Genomic DNA, 19,051 nt, shown 5'->3' on the forward strand with positions numbered 1-19,051 from the left:
TTATCCCAGGTGTTCTCCGCCATCTACCTGGATGACAGTTCCATTGATCCACCTGGCCTCTGATTTAGCCAGTAGGTATACGACATCGGCTACTCTTTCAGGCGTAGTCAATTGTTGATGCGGATTGCGTTTGATACTTTCTGATTTTAATAATTCGTATTGAGGAATGCGTTTTAGACTTTCTGTATCGGTCACGCCTGCCTGGATACAATTAGCTGTCATTCCGTGCGCGGCCAGCTCTAACGCTAAACTACGTGTGATGGCTTCCAGGGTCGCCTTGGCAGCGCTGACGGCTGCATAACCCGGCATGGGTTTGGTACTCCCTTCACTGGTAAAACTTAAGATTTGTGCTTGCGCAGCCCAGCATTCTGATTGGAGCAGGGATTGGACCCAAGTGTATAAACTGATCCCCATTGAATGAATCGTTTGTTGAAAATCTCCTGTCGTTAAAGCATCCTTCCCTGCCAAAGGCTTTAAATTACCTTTAGCAATACTGTGCAACATCAAATCAAGTCGATCATCGCCTAGCTGATGCTTGATTTGCTTTACCGTTTCCTGTATCTTTTCTACTCTAGTGGCATCAGCATTAATAGCGATTAACTCTACACCCTGATCTTTGATATGATTGAATGAATCATCAATCTGAGTCTGCTGTAATTTTGAGGCGCGATAAATGATGATAAGGTTCATACCATGACGGGCAAGTTTTAAGGCACTGGCGTACCCTAAACCATGACTACCCCCCAGGATCAAGCCCCACTTATTTTGTAAATCCTTTACCATTCCAACAATATTCTTTGGGCCGTAAATCCTGGACCAAAACTCAACATTAACCCCTTGGAGTTTTTGTTTAAGTCACGATTCATAAAACGCTCTAAAACAAACAGAACTGTAGCGCTACTCATGTTGCCAAACTGTCGTAAGACTTCTTTAGTGTCGTCGATATTTTTGTCCATTTCGCCAAAGAGTGTTTCTACAGTTTGGACAATCTTTTTACCTCCAGGATGGAAAATTAAATGTGACACTTCTTCTAGACTCACTTGATGTTTTTCCAGGAAAGGATGTATGATCTGTGGGAAATGCGCAGCAATGGTTTCAGGCACCGATTTGTCCAAAACCATCTGAAGCCCGCTGTTGACCAAATCAAATCCCATCATATGGGTGGCATCAGGAAAGTGATACATTCCATGTCCAATAATTCGAGGTCCCTCTTCCTCACTTTCTACTGAGGATAGCAACACACAGGCACAACCATCACCAAATATCGCAGCACTGACCATATTGGCCATAGAATAATCGTTTAATTGAAAAGTAGCTGTGGGCGCTTCAACTGCGATTACGGCAGCTTTCTTATTAGGATTGGCACGCAGAAATTCGTCGGCATAGATCAGACCAGAGATTCCGGCTACGCAACCCATTTCCGTAACTGGTAGTCGGACAATGTCTTGACGCATGCCCATGCGATTGATTAAATAGGCGTCCAGAGAAGGTATCATAATTCCTGTGCAACTCACGCTGATAATGTAATCCAACTCATCAGATTGCCAACCTGCCTTATTTAAAGCTTTTTCTATGGCCTGTTCTGCCAGTGGAACTACTTCCCTTTTATAGATATCGTTGCGCTCACCAAAACTGGTGCGGGTAAATACCTCCTCAGGCTCCATGATCGAATAGCGTTTATCCACACCAGCACCTTCAAAGATCTTCAAGGTTTTGCGCCTTAATCGATCATCCTGATCCTCTAGCCAGGCTTCTACAAAAGGTAGAATATCCTTGGTTTCTTTATAATATTGTGGCGTTACACTAGCCACTGCTTTAATCCTTACAGCCATCTATAGGTATGATCCATATATATCGGAAAGACCACTTCCATGTCAATCGGTCGGTCGTACAATTCAAAAAGTCGGCATAGCGTTTAAAATCAGCTTTTTTAAAACCAGATGCAATGCTGACCAATCCATCGTGTCGAGAAATTTCGTTCCTGATAAAAATAGGACTTAAATATTTAAAGAGATAGTAAGCCACTGCATGTCTGTGTAGATCGTTGATGATGATCGCTTTACTGGTTAAACGCTTGAATTGAGCGAGAAAGGATAGAATCTGCTCCTCGTCAAAATGGTGCATGGTCAGCGAACTTATCATGATATCGCAGCCTAAATGTTCTTCCCTGAGTTGGTGGATATCGCTTTCGCGAAAGCGCAATCTGGCATCTCTTGGGCTCATTCTACGGGCTTGTTCTATAGAAGCAGCAGCGATATCCAGGCCGGTAAAACTCAATCGTTCATCATCCAAGTGTTGGTGTAAATACCTTAACATAGCACCGTCACCACATCCCACGTCTACAATGTGCAAAGGCACTTTTGGATATTGCGCCAACAATTCTTTTACCGCGTTCAATGTAAATTTAAAACCCTGAAGCAAGGAATTAATGGTATTGATATCATCAACTGCCGCCTGAAGTTCCCGTGGGTTTATTCCTGGATGGTCCATCCATTCTTCTTCCTTACTACGTAAATCTTTGCGGTAACTCATGACGAAATATTTCCATGGGTTCGTGCAATGATCTTAGGTAACAGTCCCGGAAATGTTTCCAAGATCTTGTAGGCAGTTTTGGTATAAAAGGGATGCATCAGTAAGTGTTGCAAGTATCTCCCTGTACGCAGTCTACTTGAAAATTCCCGCTTCCAGGCTGTCTCGTAATTTTTCAACGCCTGTTCTCTGCTTATTCTGCCTGTCAAAAAGGACCTCAGCGCCTCATGTGCCAAAGCCGCACTATGGATGGCCATTGCCATACCATTTCCGCAAAGTGGGTGAATTAAACCCGCAGCATCTCCCAACATAGGAATGGAATCTTCTACTGGTTTTTTGGGATCAAAATTGATTTGTGAGATACTGATGGGCTTATCCCATAAGGCTTCAGCGCTAGAAAAGAATTTGTCCAGCGCATGATTGGACCGCATCACTTTATCTTGAAATTGTTCAATGGAGCCTTGCTTTTTAAATGATTGATAGGTGGTTAAATAGCATAGGTTTACCCGATCATTTTCCACCTTTGACAACCCGGCATAGCCACCCTTAAAATTATGTAGTTCCACGAGATCCATTGGCATGTGGTACGCATAATGCATCTTGACCGCCAGCCAGGGTGATTTACGCTTCATAAAAGGCCTATTCAAGGCTTTGTCTAATATCGATCGCTTGCCGCTGGCCATGATGAATTGCTTGCATGTAATTTCGTGCTTGGTAGTTTTTACGATGTAGGTATCGTCTTGTAAATGCACCTTGAGTACTTTGTCTTGCTCTATGGCCGCCTGCCTACTGGCTTTGCGGAATAACTCCTGGTCCAAAACATATCTGGAAATACCGTAGCCGCCTAATGGCAAATCAGTCTCCAGGCGTTTGTTGTTTCTTGTGGTTAGGGAAAGTCTTTTGATCTTCACTTCCGTTAGATCATCAAGGGATACGTCAATTTGATGTAAGATAGATTGTACTTCCTGGCTCAAATATTCGCCACATAATCGATGTCTGGGATAACTATCTGGTTCAATGAGGAGGACGTTAAATTGACTTGAAAAAAGAATTGCCGCTGTCAGACCTGCGAGTCCGCCACCGGCAATAATGATATCGTAGTTGTTGTTCACTAATCAAAGTTAGGCAACAAAACCGAAAGGAACGCTAATTTGCGTTTTTGTCTCCGTATTTTTTCTTTTGGATAAACTTTAAGATGAGATAAATCACAAGCAAACTGCCAAACAGTATCAAAGACATGACGGCAGTTGGATATAAACTCCCGTCTTCTGGTCGGGGCCCCCACAAAACCAATGCGGCAAAAACAATGGTAAGTATCCAGAGAATATACCTGAAATTGTCTACCTCGTCCATGAATTTCATAATCTATCGTCTTTTAATCACAGCAAATCAAAAATATGCATATTTCATACAAATAATTAATAATCAAGAAGTTTTTTTAACAAGGTTTTCAAATGATCGATGGGCAAATATTGATTTTCTAGTCCTTTTTCAAAAGGTATAGGCGTGTCCAGGCTCCCCAACCTCATCACTGGCGCATCCAGAAATTCAAAACACTCTTCTCCAATGAAAGAAGCAATGTCACTGGCCACGCTGCCAGTCAATCCATCCTCAGTAAGCACCAGGACTTTTCCTGTTTTTTTCACTGACGCCTTGATACTTGCTTTGTCCAAGGGTACCAAAGATCGCAAATCAATCAGGTCGAGGTCTATATTCCATTCTTGTAGGAGGTTTAACATCCAGTGTACACCCGCTCCATAAGTTATTACACTGATATCCTTTCCTTCATGCAGCAATGCGGCCTGTCCCAATGGTAAATTGTAATAGCCATCAGGCACCTCTTGATAAATTGACCTGTAAAGCGCTTTGTGTTCAAAAAACAACACAGGATTGGGATCAGCAATGCTTTCCAACAATAAGCCTTTGGCATCAGAGGGAAAAGCAGGATACACTATCTTGAGTCCGGGAACTGTGTAGAACCAGGCTTCATTGGACTGCGAATGAAAGGGACCGGCTCCTACTCCAGCGCCACAGGGCATGCGTATCACCACGTCAGCCTGTTGTCCCCATCGGTAATGTGATTTGGCCAAATAATTCACAATCGGGTTAAAACCACTGGATACGAAGTCGGCAAACTGCATTTCTACAACAGATTTGTTTCCAGCAATGCTCAATCCCATACCCACAGATACAATAGCGCTTTCACAAATAGGCGTGTTCCTGACCCGGTCCCTGCCGTATTTTTCCATCAGACCCTCTGTGATTTTAAAAACCCCACCGTAATCTGCGATATCCTGTCCCATGACGACCAGATCTGGATGCTTTTCCATTGCTTCATCCATCGCATCTTTCAAGGCATCAACCATTCTGATATTTTGGGTGGATAGGCTAGCAACTGTCCTGGAATGATGGCTTGGGGCATAGACATCGGCCAATTCAATGGACGGACTTGATTCGGGTAATGCTTTCGCGAAAGCGATATCCAAATCCCGATTGATTAAATCAGTATTGTCTTGCTTCATTGCAGCCAATTGATCTGGGTTCAAGATGTTTTTGGACAACAAATAGTGCTCAAATCTGCTTACTGGATCGCGTTCTTCCCAATATTCCATTAAATCACTAGGTACGTATTTGGTGCCACTGGCTTCCTCATGTCCTCTTCTTCTAAAAGTTTTGAACTCCACCAAAACCGGTTTGGAATCCTTCCTCATTTGCTCCAGAATGGCAGAAATTTTGACATAGACTTCAACAATGTTGTTCCCATCAATGATATGAGATGTTATGCCATAGCCTACACCTCTTTCGGCCAGATCCTTGCAGGCATATTGTTCTGAGGTTGGCGTACTTAAACCATAACCATTATTTTCAATGCAAAACAACACAGGCAGCTCCCATACACTGGCTACGTTTAAGGCTTCGTGAAAGTCGCCCTCACTGGTTCCACCCTCACCGGTAAAAACGGCGGTGGCCATTCCGGTTCCTTTGATTTTTTGGGCCAAAGCTATACCATCAGCCACTCCTAATTGCGGACCCAAATGCGAAATCATTCCTACAATACGATAATCCTGTGTGCCAAAATGAAAACTGCGGTCCCGGCCTTTGGTGAAGCCATCGGCCTTTCCCTGCCATTGGGAAAAGAGTTTCCAAAGAGGAATATTCCTGCTGGTAAAAACTCCCAAATTGCGGTGCATTGGTAGAATGTACTCCTCGGTTTCCATGGCCATAGTCACGCCTACAGCTATGGCTTCCTGCCCAATACCTGAAAACCATTTAGAAATGCGCCCCTGTCTGAGCAGGATCAGCATTTTTTCTTCAATCATTCTGGGCAATAACATGCCTTGATACAACTTTATAAGCTGCGATGATGGCAGGGAATTTTGGTACAATTGTTCTAAATCGGATATTTTATATTCAATCATGTGCGATCTATCTATTCCAAATGTAATATAATCAGCGAGCATTCTTGTGGCATCGCTTTTTACATTGTTTGCATTTATTAACTTTGTTCCAACAATTCATGATATGCGCAACAGAATAGCTACACTGATTGTTTTGGTAGCGTCCTTTTGGAGTCAAGGCCAGGAAATCAATGATAGCCTTCAAGATACCTCGCTTAAATTTAAACCCGCCGCGCTCATCCTTCCTGCTGGTATGATTACCTATGGTATTATGGGTATTAATAATGATCCTGTAAAACGCTGGGATCGAGAAATCAGAGAAAGTTTGGAACCTGATGGTATCAAAACTAACATCGACGATTACAGCAGGTTTGCTCCCATCGCTGCAGTATACGGATTAAACCTGGCTGGTATCGAGGGTAAGCATCAATTCTGGGATCGAACCCTGATTTTAGGTACTTCTACCCTTTTAATGTACAGCAGTGTCAATTTAATTAAAAATAACACCTCAATCCGCCGGCCCAGCGGAAGGTCATTGAGTTCTTTCCCCTCAGGACATACTGCCATCGCCTTTATGGGAGCGGAATTCATGCACCAGGAATTTAAGCATCTTTCAGCATGGTACAGTGTTGGTGCTTATTCCGTGGCAGCTTTAAGTGGGTTTCTGAGAGTTTATAATGATAAGCATTGGTTTTCTGATGTGGTAGCCGGTGCTGGCATAGGTATTTTATGCACCAAAATCGGATATTGGGTGTATCCTATGCTAAAGAGTATTATATTTAAAAAAGAGAAAATGAATACATCCCAGGCCAGCCTGAGTTTCACCCCTTTTTATAACGGACGGGAACTCATGTTAGGCACGGGAATTATATTTTGATAGAAAAACGATAGCATTATGGCAATGACAAACATACCCAGCGTGGACCTGGCTGATTTTTTAAGCGATGATCCACAGCGTAAACAAAAATTTATCACAGAAATAGGAAATGCCTATGAAAATATTGGATTTGTGGCCTTGAAAAACCACTTTCTTTCTGACGAACTGGTAGATAAACTTTATCAAGAAATCGAAAAATTCTTCCAACTACCTACCGAAACCAAAAAAAGCTACGAGCGTGAGGAAATTGGAGGACAACGCGGTTATGTTTCTTTTGGAAAGGAACATGCCAAAGGCAAAAAAGAAGGAGACTTGAAGGAATTTTGGCATTTTGGACAGGAAGTAGCACCTGACGCCAATATTGATGAAGATTATCCTGAAAACGTCATTGTAAAGGAATTGCCTGAGTTTAATGAAACAGGAATGAAGGCGTACCGAATGTTGGAAAAAACTGGAATCTATGTGTTGCGTGCCTTGGCCTTGCATATTGGTCTGGAGGAAACTTACTTTGACCACTGGGCCAGCAATGGAAATTCTATCCTGCGCCCAATCCACTATCCGCCAATCACCAGTGAGCCTGAAAATGCGGTAAGAGCAGGTGCACATGGTGATATCAATCTAATCACCCTACTCATGGGCGCCAGCGCACCTGGATTGCAAGTTCAAAACCGTGATGGAGAGTGGATCGATGCCATCGCCAAAGAGGATGAACTCGTGATCAACGTTGGCGATATGCTACAACGCCATACCAACAACAAATTGAGATCCACCATTCACCGTGTGGTGAATCCGCCAAGGGAGCTGTGGCATACCAGTCGTTATTCCATTCCTTTTTTCCTTCATCCGCGCAGTGATATGCGCCTGGATTGTTTAGAAGAATGTATTGACGAGAATCATCCAAAACAATACGAAGACATTACGGCAGGCGAATTCCTGCACCAGCGTCTGGTAGAAATAGGTTTGATTAAGAAATAACCAGCAGCAGTCTAGTTGCTTTTAAAAAGAGACGGTCAAAACAGCCCCTTTTAATGTCAAACTGAGCCTGTTGAGGCAAGATTGAAATCTCAAAAGAATATTCAGTCTGCTTAGAGGGAACTTGTTCCTCGAATCGCCTTCGACGGGCTCAGGCTGACAGCTTTGGTTTTTACAGGTTTCTAGACATTGTCTATTTCGCTTGAATTTAATAAGGCTTGTACTTCAATTGATTCATTCAAACCAATACCCTATCCTCAATTTTTGCGATTACGGCCTGTGCCGCAGCTTTACCATTTAACAAGGCTGCATTGAGCGATCCATTACTCAATTGGTCACCGGCCAGGAATACGTGTTGGTTGAGCTGAGTTTCTGATGGGGGCATGGCATAATTCAGGCTTTCCAATTGTGGAAGTGCTTTAGGAATATGAAAGCATCTAACTAATTCATTGGCTTTTATACCAGTCTCTTCCCTTAATTCCTTGACGACACGTTCAGCCAACTGCTGATCGGATAAGTTGTGGGGCTTCACCACAGAAATACTGATGACATTGCGGTGATTATCAAAAATATCATTCAAAAAATGAAAATTATTGATCAGGCAATCTTCATTAGGTACCAATCCTATGATAGGCTCATTAAAACCAGCGTGATCGGTTTCAAAATATAAAACCGTCACTTGATGCCAGTCCAAGTCTTGACTGGAGAGGTTAGGAACCAAGGATCCAGCCGGAGTGGCTACTATGGTAAAGTCAGACTTGAACTGTTGACCATCCTCCATAATTATGGTATTACCCTGGATCGAGTCCACCTTCTGCTCAAATTTAATTTGATCTGCGGCCAATTGGGAGGCCATTTGCTCGGGAATTGCCTGTATACCTTTGGCAGGGAGGGTAGCATTCCCTTCATTGAACATCTTAAAGACAAACTCAAACATCCGGCTGCTGGTTGAAAGTTCTGTTTCCAAAAAAATACCGGCGTAAAAAGGCTTGAAAAAATTATGAATGATCTTAGAAGAAAAACCATAATCTTGCAAGTAGTCTAATGTTCTGGTCTCTGGTTCTTGGAAAATAGCTTCTACACTTTTGTTCTTTAGCTTTCGCGAAAGCGAGAAAACCAACCATTTATCTTTAAAAGAGCCTACCCCAGTGTATATGGTTTTCCAGAAAAAACTAGCGTTACGACGTGGATCTCCCAGTTTATAGGTTTTTCCATCTTTAAAGATCATGGACCCGGGCAGGAATTTGATTAAATTCAGGGCAGGTAAATCCAAAAACTCAGGAAGGGCAGGATAAGCGTCCAGCAATACCTGAAAACCATCATCCAATAGCAGACCGTTTTCCCTGAGCGTCTGTACCCTACCACCCACAGATTTGGCTTGTTCCAGTACGGTACAATGATATCCAGATTTCTTGAGTGTGATCGCTGCAGCAAGTCCGCTAGCTCCGGCGCCTATGATCGTGATGTTGGGTTGGTTGTCTTTCATTATACAAAAATAGTAGAGATCGATAACTAACCATGCATTTAATGTATGCTTAACATAAACAGCACGCAGGGCAAAGTATCTTTATAAAAAACTTACCTATGCTGCTATTTCAGGAAAGTGACGTGAACTTTACCGACGAAATTACGGAAGCCACCACCAGTTTTTACGAGGAATTTGTTGAATTCCTTCCTAGGTTGGGATTGGGTCTGGCTATTATTATACTCGGCGTGCTATTGGCCGGACTGATCGGTAGATTTGCCACTGCGAGAGTCAGCCGTCGTACCCAAGATCCCTTGATGAGTCGTTTTTTAGGAAAAGCCATTCGCTTTGTATTGATTGTCGTATTTATCATGTTAGCATTGCGTGCGGCAGGACTTGGAGATATCAGCGCAGGTATTCTGGCTACGGCAGGTGCCAGTGCAGTTGTACTCGGGTTTGCTTTTAAAGACATTGGGCAAAATTTTATTGCCGGTATCATTCTGAGCTTTAATCGGCCTTTTGATGTCAATGACACTGTGGAAATCGGTGATAATTTTGGTCGAGTCAAAACCCTTGAATTCAGGTACACCAAATTAAAAACTTTCGATGGTAAGGATGTTTATATTCCTAATTCAGATGTAATAACTCTTCCAGTGACCAATTATACGGAGGATGGATTCTTTAGATGGAGCTTTTTGGTAGGAATAGATTATGACGATGATATCAACCTGGCCAAAGATTGTATCATGGAGGCCTTAAATTCAGACGCTAGAGTGATTTCAGACGAAGAACATGTCAATTATGTTATCGAAGACGAACTCGCCACCAGCACCGTGAATCTCAAAGTGTTCTTTTGGGTGGATACTTTTGATTTTGGAAGGGTGGCCAACACCACAAGAGGACGGGTCATCGGAAACGTCAAACGTGCCCTAATGGAAAAAGGATTCTATCTACCGGCAGATATTCAGGAAATCAAATTGTATGGACGTGAATCTGACTTACCTTTGTCAGTGCAGGACAAACGTGATACGACCAATGCTTAAATTCTTTAAATACCTGGCCATTGTTGAAGGCTATTCCTTTCTATTGATTTTATTTCTTACCATGCCTCTGAAATATCTGGGCGGTATCATGTGGCCCAATAAATTCATGGGTATGACACACGGAGTTTTGTTTTTGGCTTATGTCGTTGTAACTATCGTCCTGGCACAAATGGCCAAGTGGAGTTTTAAAAAATTAGCCGTGGTCCTGGTTATGTCTGTGATACCTTTTGGAACCTTTTGGATGGAAAAAAATTATTTGGAGGAAACATCTGAAGTTGAGGCCTAAGCCAAGCCTTTATTTTTCATACGTATATGCTGGTATTCCACCTCGGTTTTTCCGTGGGCTTTTGGTTTACCATCAGGTCCCAAGTTCACCAAAATGATGGACTCAATGGTAATGATAACATCATAGGTCATCTTGTTGCGCACCACACATTGTAAGTCAATGGATGTAGTCCCGAATTTATTGACTTCCAAGCCTATTTCCACGATATCACCAGGTCGAGCGCTGGCCCTAAAATTAATCTCACTCATATATTTAGTGACCACCTTTTGGTTCTCCAACTGAATTATAGCGTACAATGCGGCTTCCTCATCGATCCATTCCAATAATCTGCCGCCAAAAAGCGTTCCATTCGGGTTCAGGTCTTCAGGCTTGATCCATTTGCGGGTGTGGAAATTCATAGGTCTCGGCTTAGATTTCAAAGATAGGAATATCGCAGGCCAAAGCCTTATTTTTGTCTCATGAAACATATTTCCAGTCCGCATAATGCCATCATAAGACATGGCGAACAATTACAGCGCAAGAGCAAGGCCCGTAAAAAGGAATCTATGTTCATGATAGAAGGTCAGCGCGAGATTAAATTGGCTGCAGCAGGAGGCTGGGAATTAATTCATGTATTGGTTTGCGGTGATATTTTACTGGGCAATTCTGACTTTGAAGCTCAAACGGTTCGCCAACAATTGAATCTTAAAAATCAGGTCGAGATCATAAGTGTATCTCCTGAAGTTTACGAAAAGCTAGCCTATCGCAGTGGAACAGAAGGTTGTATCGCTTTCGCGAAAGCGCAACCACACGACTTGAATCAATTGCAATTGTCTGACAATCCGCTGATACTCATCGCCGAATCCCCAGAAAAGCCTGGTAATTTGGGCGCATTGTTACGAACAGCCGATGCTGCCAATGTAGACGCTTTAATTTTGGCACAGCCTACAGTGGACTTGTATAATCCAAACGTGATCAGATCCAGTGTGGGATGTGTATTTACAGTAGATATTGGTGTGGCAAGCACAGAAGATGTGATTGCATTTTTAGCTCAGCAGCAGATTGATCTGTATGCCGCTACCCTGCAAACCAGTACGAGATATGACTTAATGGATTACCAGGGAGCCACGGCCATTGCGGTAGGTACAGAAGCGACTGGCCTATCCACATCCATGCGTGCCGCTGCTCGAGAAAATATTTTGATTCCAATGTCTGGAAGTATTGATTCCATGAATGTATCGGTAAGCGCGGCCATCATGCTTTTTGAAGCCAAACGCCAACGCGATTTTCAATGATTATCTAGTCTTGTTTCTAGCTCTGGTAACTAATATGCTTACTTTTACGCCTCATGGATGCACAAATACTCTTCTACATCATTATTGGAATTCTCATCGTTGATTTCGCACTTGAGCGTGTGCTCGGATACCTGAATTATACCTGGTATAAAAAACCGATTCCATCCGCACTGAAAGATGTTTATGATACAGAGGAATACCAAAAGTCCCAGGCTTATAAAATGGCCAATTTCAGATTTGGTCTTGTGTCCAGCACCTTTTCTTTTGTTGTCATGCTGGTGTTTCTTTTCCTGGACGGCTTTGCTTGGGTCGATAGTATTGCCAGGAGTATAACTGAACATTATACAGGGCTACCTTTGGTTTTCTTTGCCATTATTATGGGGCTGAGCGAACTCATTTCCCTCCCCTTTTCTCTGTATGGAACTTTTGTGATTGAGGAAGGCTTTGGCTTTAATACGACCACAAAATCAACATTTGTATTGGATAAACTGAAGTCTTATCTATTGACCGCTATTCTGGGTGGTGGTGTGTTGGCGTTGGTTATTTTGTGCTACCGATGGGCAGGAGACAATTTTTGGTGGTATGTATGGTTACTGATTTTTGCTATTTCCCTATTGATGAACATGTTTTACGCCCGCCTATTTGTTCCGTTGTTCAACAAACAGGCGCCGCTGGAAGAAGGTGCATTAAAAGACAAAATACAAGCCTATGCCGACCAGGTGGGCTTTCAATTGGACAAAATTTTTGTAATTGACGGCAGTAAGAGATCGACCAAGGCCAATGCTTATTTCAGTGGTTTTGGACGTGAAAAAAGAGTCACCTTATACGATACCCTTATTGAAAAATTAAGCCATGAAGAAATTGTGGCGGTACTGGCCCATGAGGTTGGTCATTATAAGAAAAAACATATCATTTATAACCTGATCGCCAGCACCTTGACCACCGGTTTTACCCTGTGGCTATTCTCCCTTGCTGTTGACAGCAACATCTTGTCGGAAGCATTGGGAGTTGAGCAAATGTCATTTCATATTGGATTGGTTGCTTTCGGTTTATTATACAGTCCGATTTCAACACTTACTGGAATTATTATGAGCTTGCTGTCCAGAAGGTTTGAATATCAGGCGGACTATTATGCCAAAACTACCTATGATAAGAAACCACTCATCAGCGGACTCAAAACATTATCCAAGAGTAGTTTGAGTAACCTTACTCCTCATCCTGCTTATGTATGGTTTCATTATTCCCACCCCAGTCTCTTACAACGGGTCAATGCCATGAATAGCGAACAGGTGTATTGATTCTTGAGCTCTTTGCCATTGTAACACGCCTAACGGAGGACGTGTCTAGCCCATAAATGGATTGAGCGGTTCGTTGAGGCTGTCACATCCAAGATGCTTGACTAGAAATCACCTGATTGTTGACAGCATTTAATAAATCATCTACCTCCTGCTCCTTGAGGTATCTCAATCCGCGTGAACCAGCAGCTGTATGTAACTTAAAGTGTGTTTCTTTTCTACGCTTGAGAAAAATACTGCGCCATTTTTCTACTGCTTGAGATTTGTAGGTCGGAGTAATCATTTCTTTGGGGAACAACCATCCAGTCTTGAAAACGGCAAAATCTGCTTCTTTGAGGATAAAGCTAAACTTCCCATATTGATAAGCAAAGAAACAACTACTGATCAACAAAACAACTGGCACGGCCAAACCCCAATACATTTCGAACCAATACGCCAATATGGCCAACGGGACACAAATCACTGACATGATATAAAAATTGAGCCTGGCATGAGACCACGGGTTAGAAGCCAATGTCATCAAAGGAGCCTGTCTGGTTTCCTGGAAAATGATATCCTGGAGCTGTTCCTGGTGTTCAGGAGTACAGGCGGGAATTGATACATTGCTGGCTTTTTGGCTTTCTGAATTGGCTTGAAAGATCAGTGCGGTTTTAAAGCCCAGTAACCTGCGCAGCGGATTAGAATGAAATTCCAAAATCTGAACTTTACTCAAGGGTATTTTGACTTCTCGCTTGTTCAATAATCCCATACGCACTTCAAGGTGATCTGCCCTTTTGATCACCCTAAAGTCCCAGTATTTATTGACTGTGGTAATGAGGCTCAGCAGTATCGACACCACCAAAAAGACAAGCAAGGCGGTAGTCATCAACCCCAGACTCGCTGAGGAGATCATATTATCCCAGGTCAGTCCTTCCATCACATCGCCAAATAAGGCTTCTACCAAATCCTTGATTTTATACCAAAATCCAAAAACGACCCCCAAGGCAAGGAAACCGCTGCGCAGGTGGTTTTGGGTAATGCCCACTTTTAATAGATCGATCAATCCCAATTCCATGACCAAAGACTCTTTGGCCTGGGAATGCGGTATTTCAGTTGTTAGCTCTGGTTCATCCGTTGTTTCTGGAATCTCTAAATCGGTATCAGATGCTGCTACCTGTTGCTGTTTTCTACCGTCCAGTAAATCCTTCAATTGCCGGGCATAGGAATCATCCAGCCCAGGAATTTCTAATTCTTTGGCTTTGGAACCAGCAGTTTCCACTTCTAGAGATACGATGCGCAATATGCGTTGACCCAAATTCTGATTGATATTGATGGATTGGATACGCTCAAGCGGTATGGCTTTGCGCTCCTTTTGTAGTAATCCCTTTTGCAAGATCAATTCATCACCCTCGATATGGAATTGGAAAAACCAATACTTGATTATAGGATTAATCAAAGAAACAAACGCCAGGAAGAACGTAAAGCCCATGATGTAGATGCTTCCCTCACCAAACGAACTCGTACCAAAGATGGCAAACAAAAAGTAGAGTAAAAGTCCTTTGATACTCTTGAATAAATAGAGTAAAATGACCTTCTTGCTCTGGCGCTGCGGAGTTTGCAGATCAAGCATAAGTTGAAGTTTTACTCGAGATATACTCCTTGAGTTTTTGTGCGTCAACAGGATCTAAGCCAGAGATGCTCAAATCACTAGAACTACCTCCTGCAGTAAAAATTTCTAATTCGCATAAGGTAAACATCCGATCGATAGGCCCGTGATTGATCTCGGTGTGCTGAATGCGATTAAATGGAACCGTAGTCTGATGATGAAACAACCAGCCTTTGCGATAGGTAATATCATGTTCGCGCAAGACATAACCGCGTACAAAATACTCTTTATAAGCCATAAAAATCGTCAGTAATAACAATACCAACCATAAAACCAAGGCTACTTTCCAGATCCATGGTTCCTCTTCTACGGCAAAGAATGGGACAACCACGGTCGCCAGCAGCGGAATAAATAAAAGTGTTTTTGCGATCAGCTTTTTATTTAGAAAGCGTTTGGGATGCTTTTGGAAGCTACTGCTTTCTACGGACGGCAGTTGGGGTACATCAATGGTCTGGTTTGTCATCATAGTTGATAGGTAGTATAAATTTACGTCATGTTACGCTTTCGCGAAAGCGATCAACTACAAAAGCCAATTTTATAGATGAGGTACTAATTATTTAGAAAAACTCAAGCCAAATTGCAATCGACCACCTTCCTCTCCATGAAAATAAGAGACATGGCTGTTAAAAAGTCCAGTCATCCCAATATGCAGGCCTCCACCATAGCTATTGTGTAGCCTCGAACTACGACGATCATCCTGCCATACTTTCCCCACATCGTATCCCAAGTACGGAATCAATCGCAGGGGTAAAAGTTTAGTTCTGAGAGGAGGTAAATCATAGGCCAGATCTGCACCAGCATTTAAAGCATAATTGGCAGTAAATCGCTGTTGTCTGAAACTACGTAGGCCTTGATCGGCACCTAGTCTTGCGGCCTGATAAAAATAAGGGTCATCCCCTATTCTCGTTTGAGCAGCTACACGTGTGTTTAATACCAGGCTGCGTGCATCGTTCATGGCATTCCAAAATTCCAGGTGTGGATCTACACTAAAAAATTTGCGGTCATTAGAAAGGTCATCAGTAAAAGCTGTAGAGGCCTTGAACACCATACCTCTGGTAGGAAAACGTTGGTGATCCCTGCTCTCATAGGCATAATCAAAATGATAGCGCATATAATCATCACGAGCCTGGGTTACTCCTGTATTTGCAGGTGAATTTCCATCTAGCTCAACAGCCTGATAACCCAATCCTAGCTTAAAACTACTTCCATAACTCCCGATTTTCACGAGTTCACCAGTCACCTCCTGACGTTGCATCAAAATGCGGTTCAGGTCATAGTCTGTGTCTCGATCAAAGTTGGTATTGTTGCCGTACCCAAAGAAATTCTCTGTGTAATTGTTGGTCGTGATTTGGGCTTTCCCTTCCAGGTTCCAGTGACCCAAAGCATTCCCTAATCCTCCCTCAATCCAAAATTTTGCGGCCTGTGTCAAGGAATAATAGGTAGAACCTATACCTAATTTTGAACTGTACGGATTGCGTTCAAAACCCAGATGTGTTTTGTTATAAAATAGCGTTGGTGTAAAACCAGTATCTGGATTATACGCAAAGTCCAATTTCAAGCTCCCCTTGGACACAGGTACTTTTTCGGTGTCATAGTGGTTGATTTCATAATCATCACGCAATATGACCTTGGCTCCATTTGATGAAGTAAATTCGTTGTCTTCACTGTCGTAATCATAAATGCTTACACCGTTTCCTCTAGATATCTTATACTCATCATCTCCTTTCCCACCAGAGATGACGACTTTTAAGCGGCTTAAATGCATGTTATTGATCTCAAAAACATCATCATCATCCAATCCATAAATCCATAACTCATCGGTCTGCTCGGGATCAAAGGTTCGATCAAAAAGAACACCTTCTTTTTCACCATCTATAATGCGATAGGCAACCACATGAGTCATTCCTTCCTGCGTGCCATTGATTTCAAAATAATCGTCTTTATCTGTTCCTTTTAAAGTTTGAAAGCTGATAAAGTGCTGGTAATATCTATCCACAATGTCTGGCAGGTTTTCCTTACGTGCCAATAAGTCAAGTTGGGTCTGGGACCATAGATCATCTTTCACCTCGTCTGGCATTTCGTTGAAAGCTAAGGCGACAATTTCTGGAGTAATGTTTTCCTGAATATACTTGACTTCTTCCTGCCATAAGTCCAGATCACTGCGTTGTAGCACGGCGCGATCCAATTTGATGGCGCTTTGGCTAAATTCTTTGATGTATTTGATATCAGGACCATAATTACCAAACTGACGCGTGGAGGTCAGAATATTATGTAAAGATTCCAACAACTTGCCATCGAACCTGGCAAAAACCTGGTCTCGATCCCTGGGAACTGCGATATAGGATTTTTTGTCTTCGTCCTCTGGATCTACGATTTCGGCCCATCGCCATTGGTCTTCATGTCGGTCCCAATCCCCTAACAGCATGTCAAAAATTCTCGCTCTGATGTACAAGCGCTCGTCCACGACATGGTGTTCATCCTCCCGGATTTTCTTAAAAAAGTCTGAGGTACTTTCCACATCCTGATTGTTCCCGAACATATGACGATCATCAAATGATTTATCAGGTTTTTCAACGATCATATACAATCGGTTGCCATGAATTTCATTGAAGTCACCTAAAACTTCTTGTTTGGGAATATAGTAGAGTTTGGGATGGGTGTGGTTCAAATCGATCGCTCCCGCTAGTCGAGGGACTGCAAATGCTCCATAGGGATGTGCGGCGGTGTAAAAATCGCGTACCATTTCTTGAGGAATGGTTTCAGCAAAGTATTTATCAGTATCTACGTTGCCATAACCAGCGCTCTTTAAGAATTGTAAAGCGTCCTTTTCCAGGGCACGCATATTGAACTCGCGGTCTTGTGCATCGAGTAGTCTTAATCCTTGGGTCTGATTACCACCTCCAGCTCGTTCGACCCGCATACCACCAAACAGCGTATCCAGTTTTACTACCGGTGCCTCTACCTCTATTCCATATAAATAGCGGTAATGTTTTCCGTAAAACTCTTCAAAATCGGCATCCTTTTCGGTTTCTTCCTTCTTGTAAACTGAGGATTTTACAAAATCCTGGGTGACAGGTGGCAATGAATCTGTGTTGTAGGGTATCGCTTTCGCGAAAGCGGAATGTGCATACACCTGGTCGATCTTATTGTCCTCTAGGGTGTAGAATTCTACCTGCGAACTTTGGTCTTGATAAACTTTTAAAATGGCATAACCCAATTGACCAGAACTCAGCCGACCTTTTTTTCCTAGCGTAGCAATTCCTTCTTCTACAGCGGTTCCTGAAACCAATTGTTTGATGGCCCCATCGTCAATATATTGTAGGCTGCGATCATGCGCGCTGACAAAAAATAGTCGGTCGATGTCCGCACTGGCATCCTTGATACTTTCCATAAGTTCGTTCATCAATGGATTGAACCTGTCCTGTCTGGACACGCCACCTTGGGCCCGAATAAAACTCCAAGCACCACCCAACACTGGGATATATCCATTATCAGAACTGGGTTTCATTATCATTCTAGGACCGATCTGTCCACCATAGATCCCGTTGGAATACAACGGATGATGCATCGCAACAATGACTGTTTTGTGTCTTTGCTTGCGCATTTCATCACCTAAAACGTACAAGAACTTTTCCCGGGTATTGATCTCACACTCATCGTTAAACTGAGGGTTACTGTCCCAATTTTCAATGTACCATTGAGAATCTACCACAAATAAATGTACACTATCCGAAATATCTAGTTCTTCAAAGGGACAACCATTTTCAGGTTGGAAAACCTCGTCATTGTCCAAAATATCCTCAGTAAGCTCTTCTATACTTTTTAAACCCTTTAGGCCCTCATCATTCCAATCTTCGTTTCCAGGAATAACCAATACCTGGTTACCGATATTGGCGATCATTTCCATGCGTTTGATGTAATTCTCTCGATCCTTTTTGTCGTGGTCCTCTTCATTAAAATCTTCAGAATCCACATTATCACCTAAGACAATGGTATAGTCCTCTGGGCGGGATTGACTTTTAATGGATGAAATTAGAGACTCAAACTCAGCTGTTGGAGCGGATTTAGAATTCAAATTCCCCAAGAGAAAAAATTGCTGATATGGAGTGGAAGAATTGACGGGTTCATGGCTGGGTCCGTCAAATTTTGTGGTCTTTACTGCACAAGCTGTAATGATACAACTAGCGACCAATAAAATCCCAGTGTTGGCGAGTAATCTTTTGCTCATTCAATAGATTTAAAGCTCAAAGATACAGGCCTCTCCTAC

16 protein-coding genes are annotated in these 19,051 nt (G+C 42.6%); 6 read left to right on the forward strand and 10 right to left on the reverse strand.

The features are described from left to right. From EGM47_RS08755 to EGM47_RS08775, 5 genes are all read right to left on the reverse strand, one after another. On the reverse strand, window positions 1-783 hold the full coding sequence (locus tag EGM47_RS08755) for an SDR family oxidoreductase (RefSeq protein ID WP_124980433.1): 783 nt from the start codon (window positions 781-783) through the stop codon (window positions 1-3). Further along, complete coding sequence (locus tag EGM47_RS08760) at window positions 777-1,832, reverse strand: type III polyketide synthase (protein WP_124980434.1); 1,056 nt, start codon at window positions 1,830-1,832, stop codon at window positions 777-779. The genes EGM47_RS08755 and EGM47_RS08760 overlap by 7 nt, the downstream gene beginning before the upstream one ends. Next, window positions 1,816-2,532, reverse strand: a complete 717-nt coding sequence (locus EGM47_RS08765; RefSeq protein ID WP_124980435.1) for a methyltransferase domain-containing protein — start codon at window positions 2,530-2,532, stop codon at window positions 1,816-1,818. The genes EGM47_RS08760 and EGM47_RS08765 overlap by 17 nt, the downstream gene beginning before the upstream one ends. Continuing rightward, window positions 2,529-3,641, reverse strand: coding sequence for an NAD(P)/FAD-dependent oxidoreductase (locus EGM47_RS08770; RefSeq protein WP_124980436.1), 1,113 nt, complete (start codon window positions 3,639-3,641; stop codon window positions 2,529-2,531). Before EGM47_RS08770 ends, EGM47_RS08765 begins: the two co-directional genes overlap by 4 nt. Window positions 3,642-3,947: 306 nt before the next feature. Continuing rightward, on the reverse strand, window positions 3,948-5,864 hold the full coding sequence (locus EGM47_RS08775; RefSeq protein ID WP_240642370.1) for an alpha-ketoacid dehydrogenase subunit alpha/beta: 1,917 nt from the start codon (window positions 5,862-5,864) through the stop codon (window positions 3,948-3,950). 187 nt (window positions 5,865-6,051) lie between these two features. Between EGM47_RS08775 and EGM47_RS08780 the strand changes: the two genes are divergently transcribed. Then, window positions 6,052-6,804, forward strand: coding sequence for a phosphatase PAP2 family protein (locus EGM47_RS08780; protein WP_124980438.1), 753 nt, complete (start codon window positions 6,052-6,054; stop codon window positions 6,802-6,804). A 24-nt stretch (window positions 6,805-6,828) separates the two neighbouring features. Next, window positions 6,829-7,779 (forward strand): isopenicillin N synthase family dioxygenase, encoded by a 951-nt coding sequence (locus EGM47_RS08785; protein ID WP_124980839.1) that lies wholly within the window; start codon window positions 6,829-6,831, stop codon window positions 7,777-7,779. Between the two features lie 235 nt (window positions 7,780-8,014). On the opposite strand, the gene EGM47_RS08790 is transcribed toward EGM47_RS08785, so the two are convergent. Continuing rightward, the gene (locus EGM47_RS08790) at window positions 8,015-9,262 is read right to left on the reverse strand and encodes an FAD-dependent oxidoreductase (protein WP_124980439.1); all 1,248 of its coding nucleotides are present in this window, start codon (window positions 9,260-9,262) and stop codon (window positions 8,015-8,017) included. A 98-nt stretch (window positions 9,263-9,360) separates the two neighbouring features. Between EGM47_RS08790 and EGM47_RS08795 the strand changes: the two genes are divergently transcribed. Both EGM47_RS08795 and EGM47_RS08800 read left to right on the forward strand, forming a co-directional pair. Beyond that, on the forward strand, window positions 9,361-10,284 hold the full coding sequence (locus EGM47_RS08795; RefSeq protein WP_124980440.1) for a mechanosensitive ion channel family protein: 924 nt from the start codon (window positions 9,361-9,363) through the stop codon (window positions 10,282-10,284). Beyond that, window positions 10,277-10,570 carry a DUF3817 domain-containing protein gene (locus EGM47_RS08800; RefSeq protein WP_124980441.1) on the forward strand — a complete coding sequence of 98 codons (294 nt, stop codon included), beginning with the start codon at window positions 10,277-10,279 and terminating at the stop codon, window positions 10,568-10,570. The genes EGM47_RS08795 and EGM47_RS08800 overlap by 8 nt, the downstream gene beginning before the upstream one ends. Here EGM47_RS08800 and EGM47_RS08805 read toward each other — a convergent pair. Continuing rightward, on the reverse strand, window positions 10,567-10,968 hold the full coding sequence (locus EGM47_RS08805; protein ID WP_124980442.1) for an acyl-CoA thioesterase: 402 nt from the start codon (window positions 10,966-10,968) through the stop codon (window positions 10,567-10,569). The two genes, EGM47_RS08800 and EGM47_RS08805, sit on opposite strands and share 4 nt — an antisense overlap. 60 nt (window positions 10,969-11,028) lie before the next feature. Between EGM47_RS08805 and EGM47_RS08810 the strand changes: the two genes are divergently transcribed. Both EGM47_RS08810 and EGM47_RS08815 read left to right on the forward strand, forming a co-directional pair. After that, complete coding sequence (locus tag EGM47_RS08810; RefSeq protein ID WP_124980443.1) at window positions 11,029-11,844, forward strand: TrmH family RNA methyltransferase; 816 nt, start codon at window positions 11,029-11,031, stop codon at window positions 11,842-11,844. 53 nt (window positions 11,845-11,897) lie between these two features. Then, window positions 11,898-13,142, forward strand: coding sequence for a M48 family metallopeptidase (locus EGM47_RS08815; RefSeq protein ID WP_124980444.1), 1,245 nt, complete (start codon window positions 11,898-11,900; stop codon window positions 13,140-13,142). Between the two features lie 82 nt (window positions 13,143-13,224). Here the strand turns inward: EGM47_RS08815 and EGM47_RS08820 are convergent, their stop codons facing one another. From EGM47_RS08820 to EGM47_RS08830, 3 genes are all read right to left on the reverse strand, one after another. After that, on the reverse strand, window positions 13,225-14,748 hold the full coding sequence (locus EGM47_RS08820) for a PH domain-containing protein (protein WP_124980445.1): 1,524 nt from the start codon (window positions 14,746-14,748) through the stop codon (window positions 13,225-13,227). Further along, window positions 14,741-15,250, reverse strand: a complete 510-nt coding sequence (locus EGM47_RS08825) for a PH domain-containing protein (RefSeq protein WP_240642372.1) — start codon at window positions 15,248-15,250, stop codon at window positions 14,741-14,743. The genes EGM47_RS08820 and EGM47_RS08825 overlap by 8 nt, the downstream gene beginning before the upstream one ends. Before the next feature lie 87 nt (window positions 15,251-15,337). Then, a complete protein-coding gene (locus tag EGM47_RS08830; RefSeq protein WP_124980446.1) occupies window positions 15,338-19,012 on the reverse strand; it encodes a metallophosphoesterase in 3,675 nt (1,224 codons plus the stop codon). Window positions 19,013-19,051 lie beyond the last annotated feature (39 nt).

Source organism: Nonlabens xiamenensis (assembly GCF_003865345.1).
Taxonomy (GTDB): Bacteria; Bacteroidota; Bacteroidia; order Flavobacteriales; family Flavobacteriaceae; genus Nonlabens; species Nonlabens xiamenensis.

Excerpts from the sequence above, each read along its gene's own strand:
- EGM47_RS08825 (WP_240642372.1), bottom strand. The coding sequence starts at position 15,250 with ATGATGACAAACCAGACCATTGATGTACCCCAACTGCCGTCCGTAGAA.
- EGM47_RS08830 (WP_124980446.1), bottom strand. The coding sequence starts at position 19,012 with ATGAGCAAAAGATTACTCGCCAACACTGGGATTTTATTGGTCGCTAGT.
- EGM47_RS08820 (WP_124980445.1), bottom strand. The coding sequence starts at position 14,748 with ATGCTTGATCTGCAAACTCCGCAGCGCCAGAGCAAGAAGGTCATTTTA.
- EGM47_RS08780 (WP_124980438.1), top strand. The coding sequence starts at position 6,052 with ATGCGCAACAGAATAGCTACACTGATTGTTTTGGTAGCGTCCTTTTGG.
- EGM47_RS08755 (WP_124980433.1), bottom strand. The coding sequence starts at position 783 with ATGGTAAAGGATTTACAAAATAAGTGGGGCTTGATCCTGGGGGGTAGT.
- EGM47_RS08765 (WP_124980435.1), bottom strand. The coding sequence starts at position 2,532 with ATGAGTTACCGCAAAGATTTACGTAGTAAGGAAGAAGAATGGATGGAC.
- EGM47_RS08775 (WP_240642370.1), bottom strand. The coding sequence starts at position 5,864 with ATGTTATTGCCCAGAATGATTGAAGAAAAAATGCTGATCCTGCTCAGA.
- EGM47_RS08805 (WP_124980442.1), bottom strand. The coding sequence starts at position 10,968 with ATGAATTTCCACACCCGCAAATGGATCAAGCCTGAAGACCTGAACCCG.
- EGM47_RS08790 (WP_124980439.1), bottom strand. The coding sequence starts at position 9,262 with ATGAAAGACAACCAACCCAACATCACGATCATAGGCGCCGGAGCTAGC.
- EGM47_RS08815 (WP_124980444.1), top strand. The coding sequence starts at position 11,898 with ATGGATGCACAAATACTCTTCTACATCATTATTGGAATTCTCATCGTT.
- EGM47_RS08800 (WP_124980441.1), top strand. The coding sequence starts at position 10,277 with ATGCTTAAATTCTTTAAATACCTGGCCATTGTTGAAGGCTATTCCTTT.
- EGM47_RS08795 (WP_124980440.1), top strand. The coding sequence starts at position 9,361 with ATGCTGCTATTTCAGGAAAGTGACGTGAACTTTACCGACGAAATTACG.
- EGM47_RS08810 (WP_124980443.1), top strand. The coding sequence starts at position 11,029 with ATGAAACATATTTCCAGTCCGCATAATGCCATCATAAGACATGGCGAA.
- EGM47_RS08760 (WP_124980434.1), bottom strand. The coding sequence starts at position 1,832 with ATGGCTGTAAGGATTAAAGCAGTGGCTAGTGTAACGCCACAATATTAT.
- EGM47_RS08785 (WP_124980839.1), top strand. The coding sequence starts at position 6,829 with ATGACAAACATACCCAGCGTGGACCTGGCTGATTTTTTAAGCGATGAT.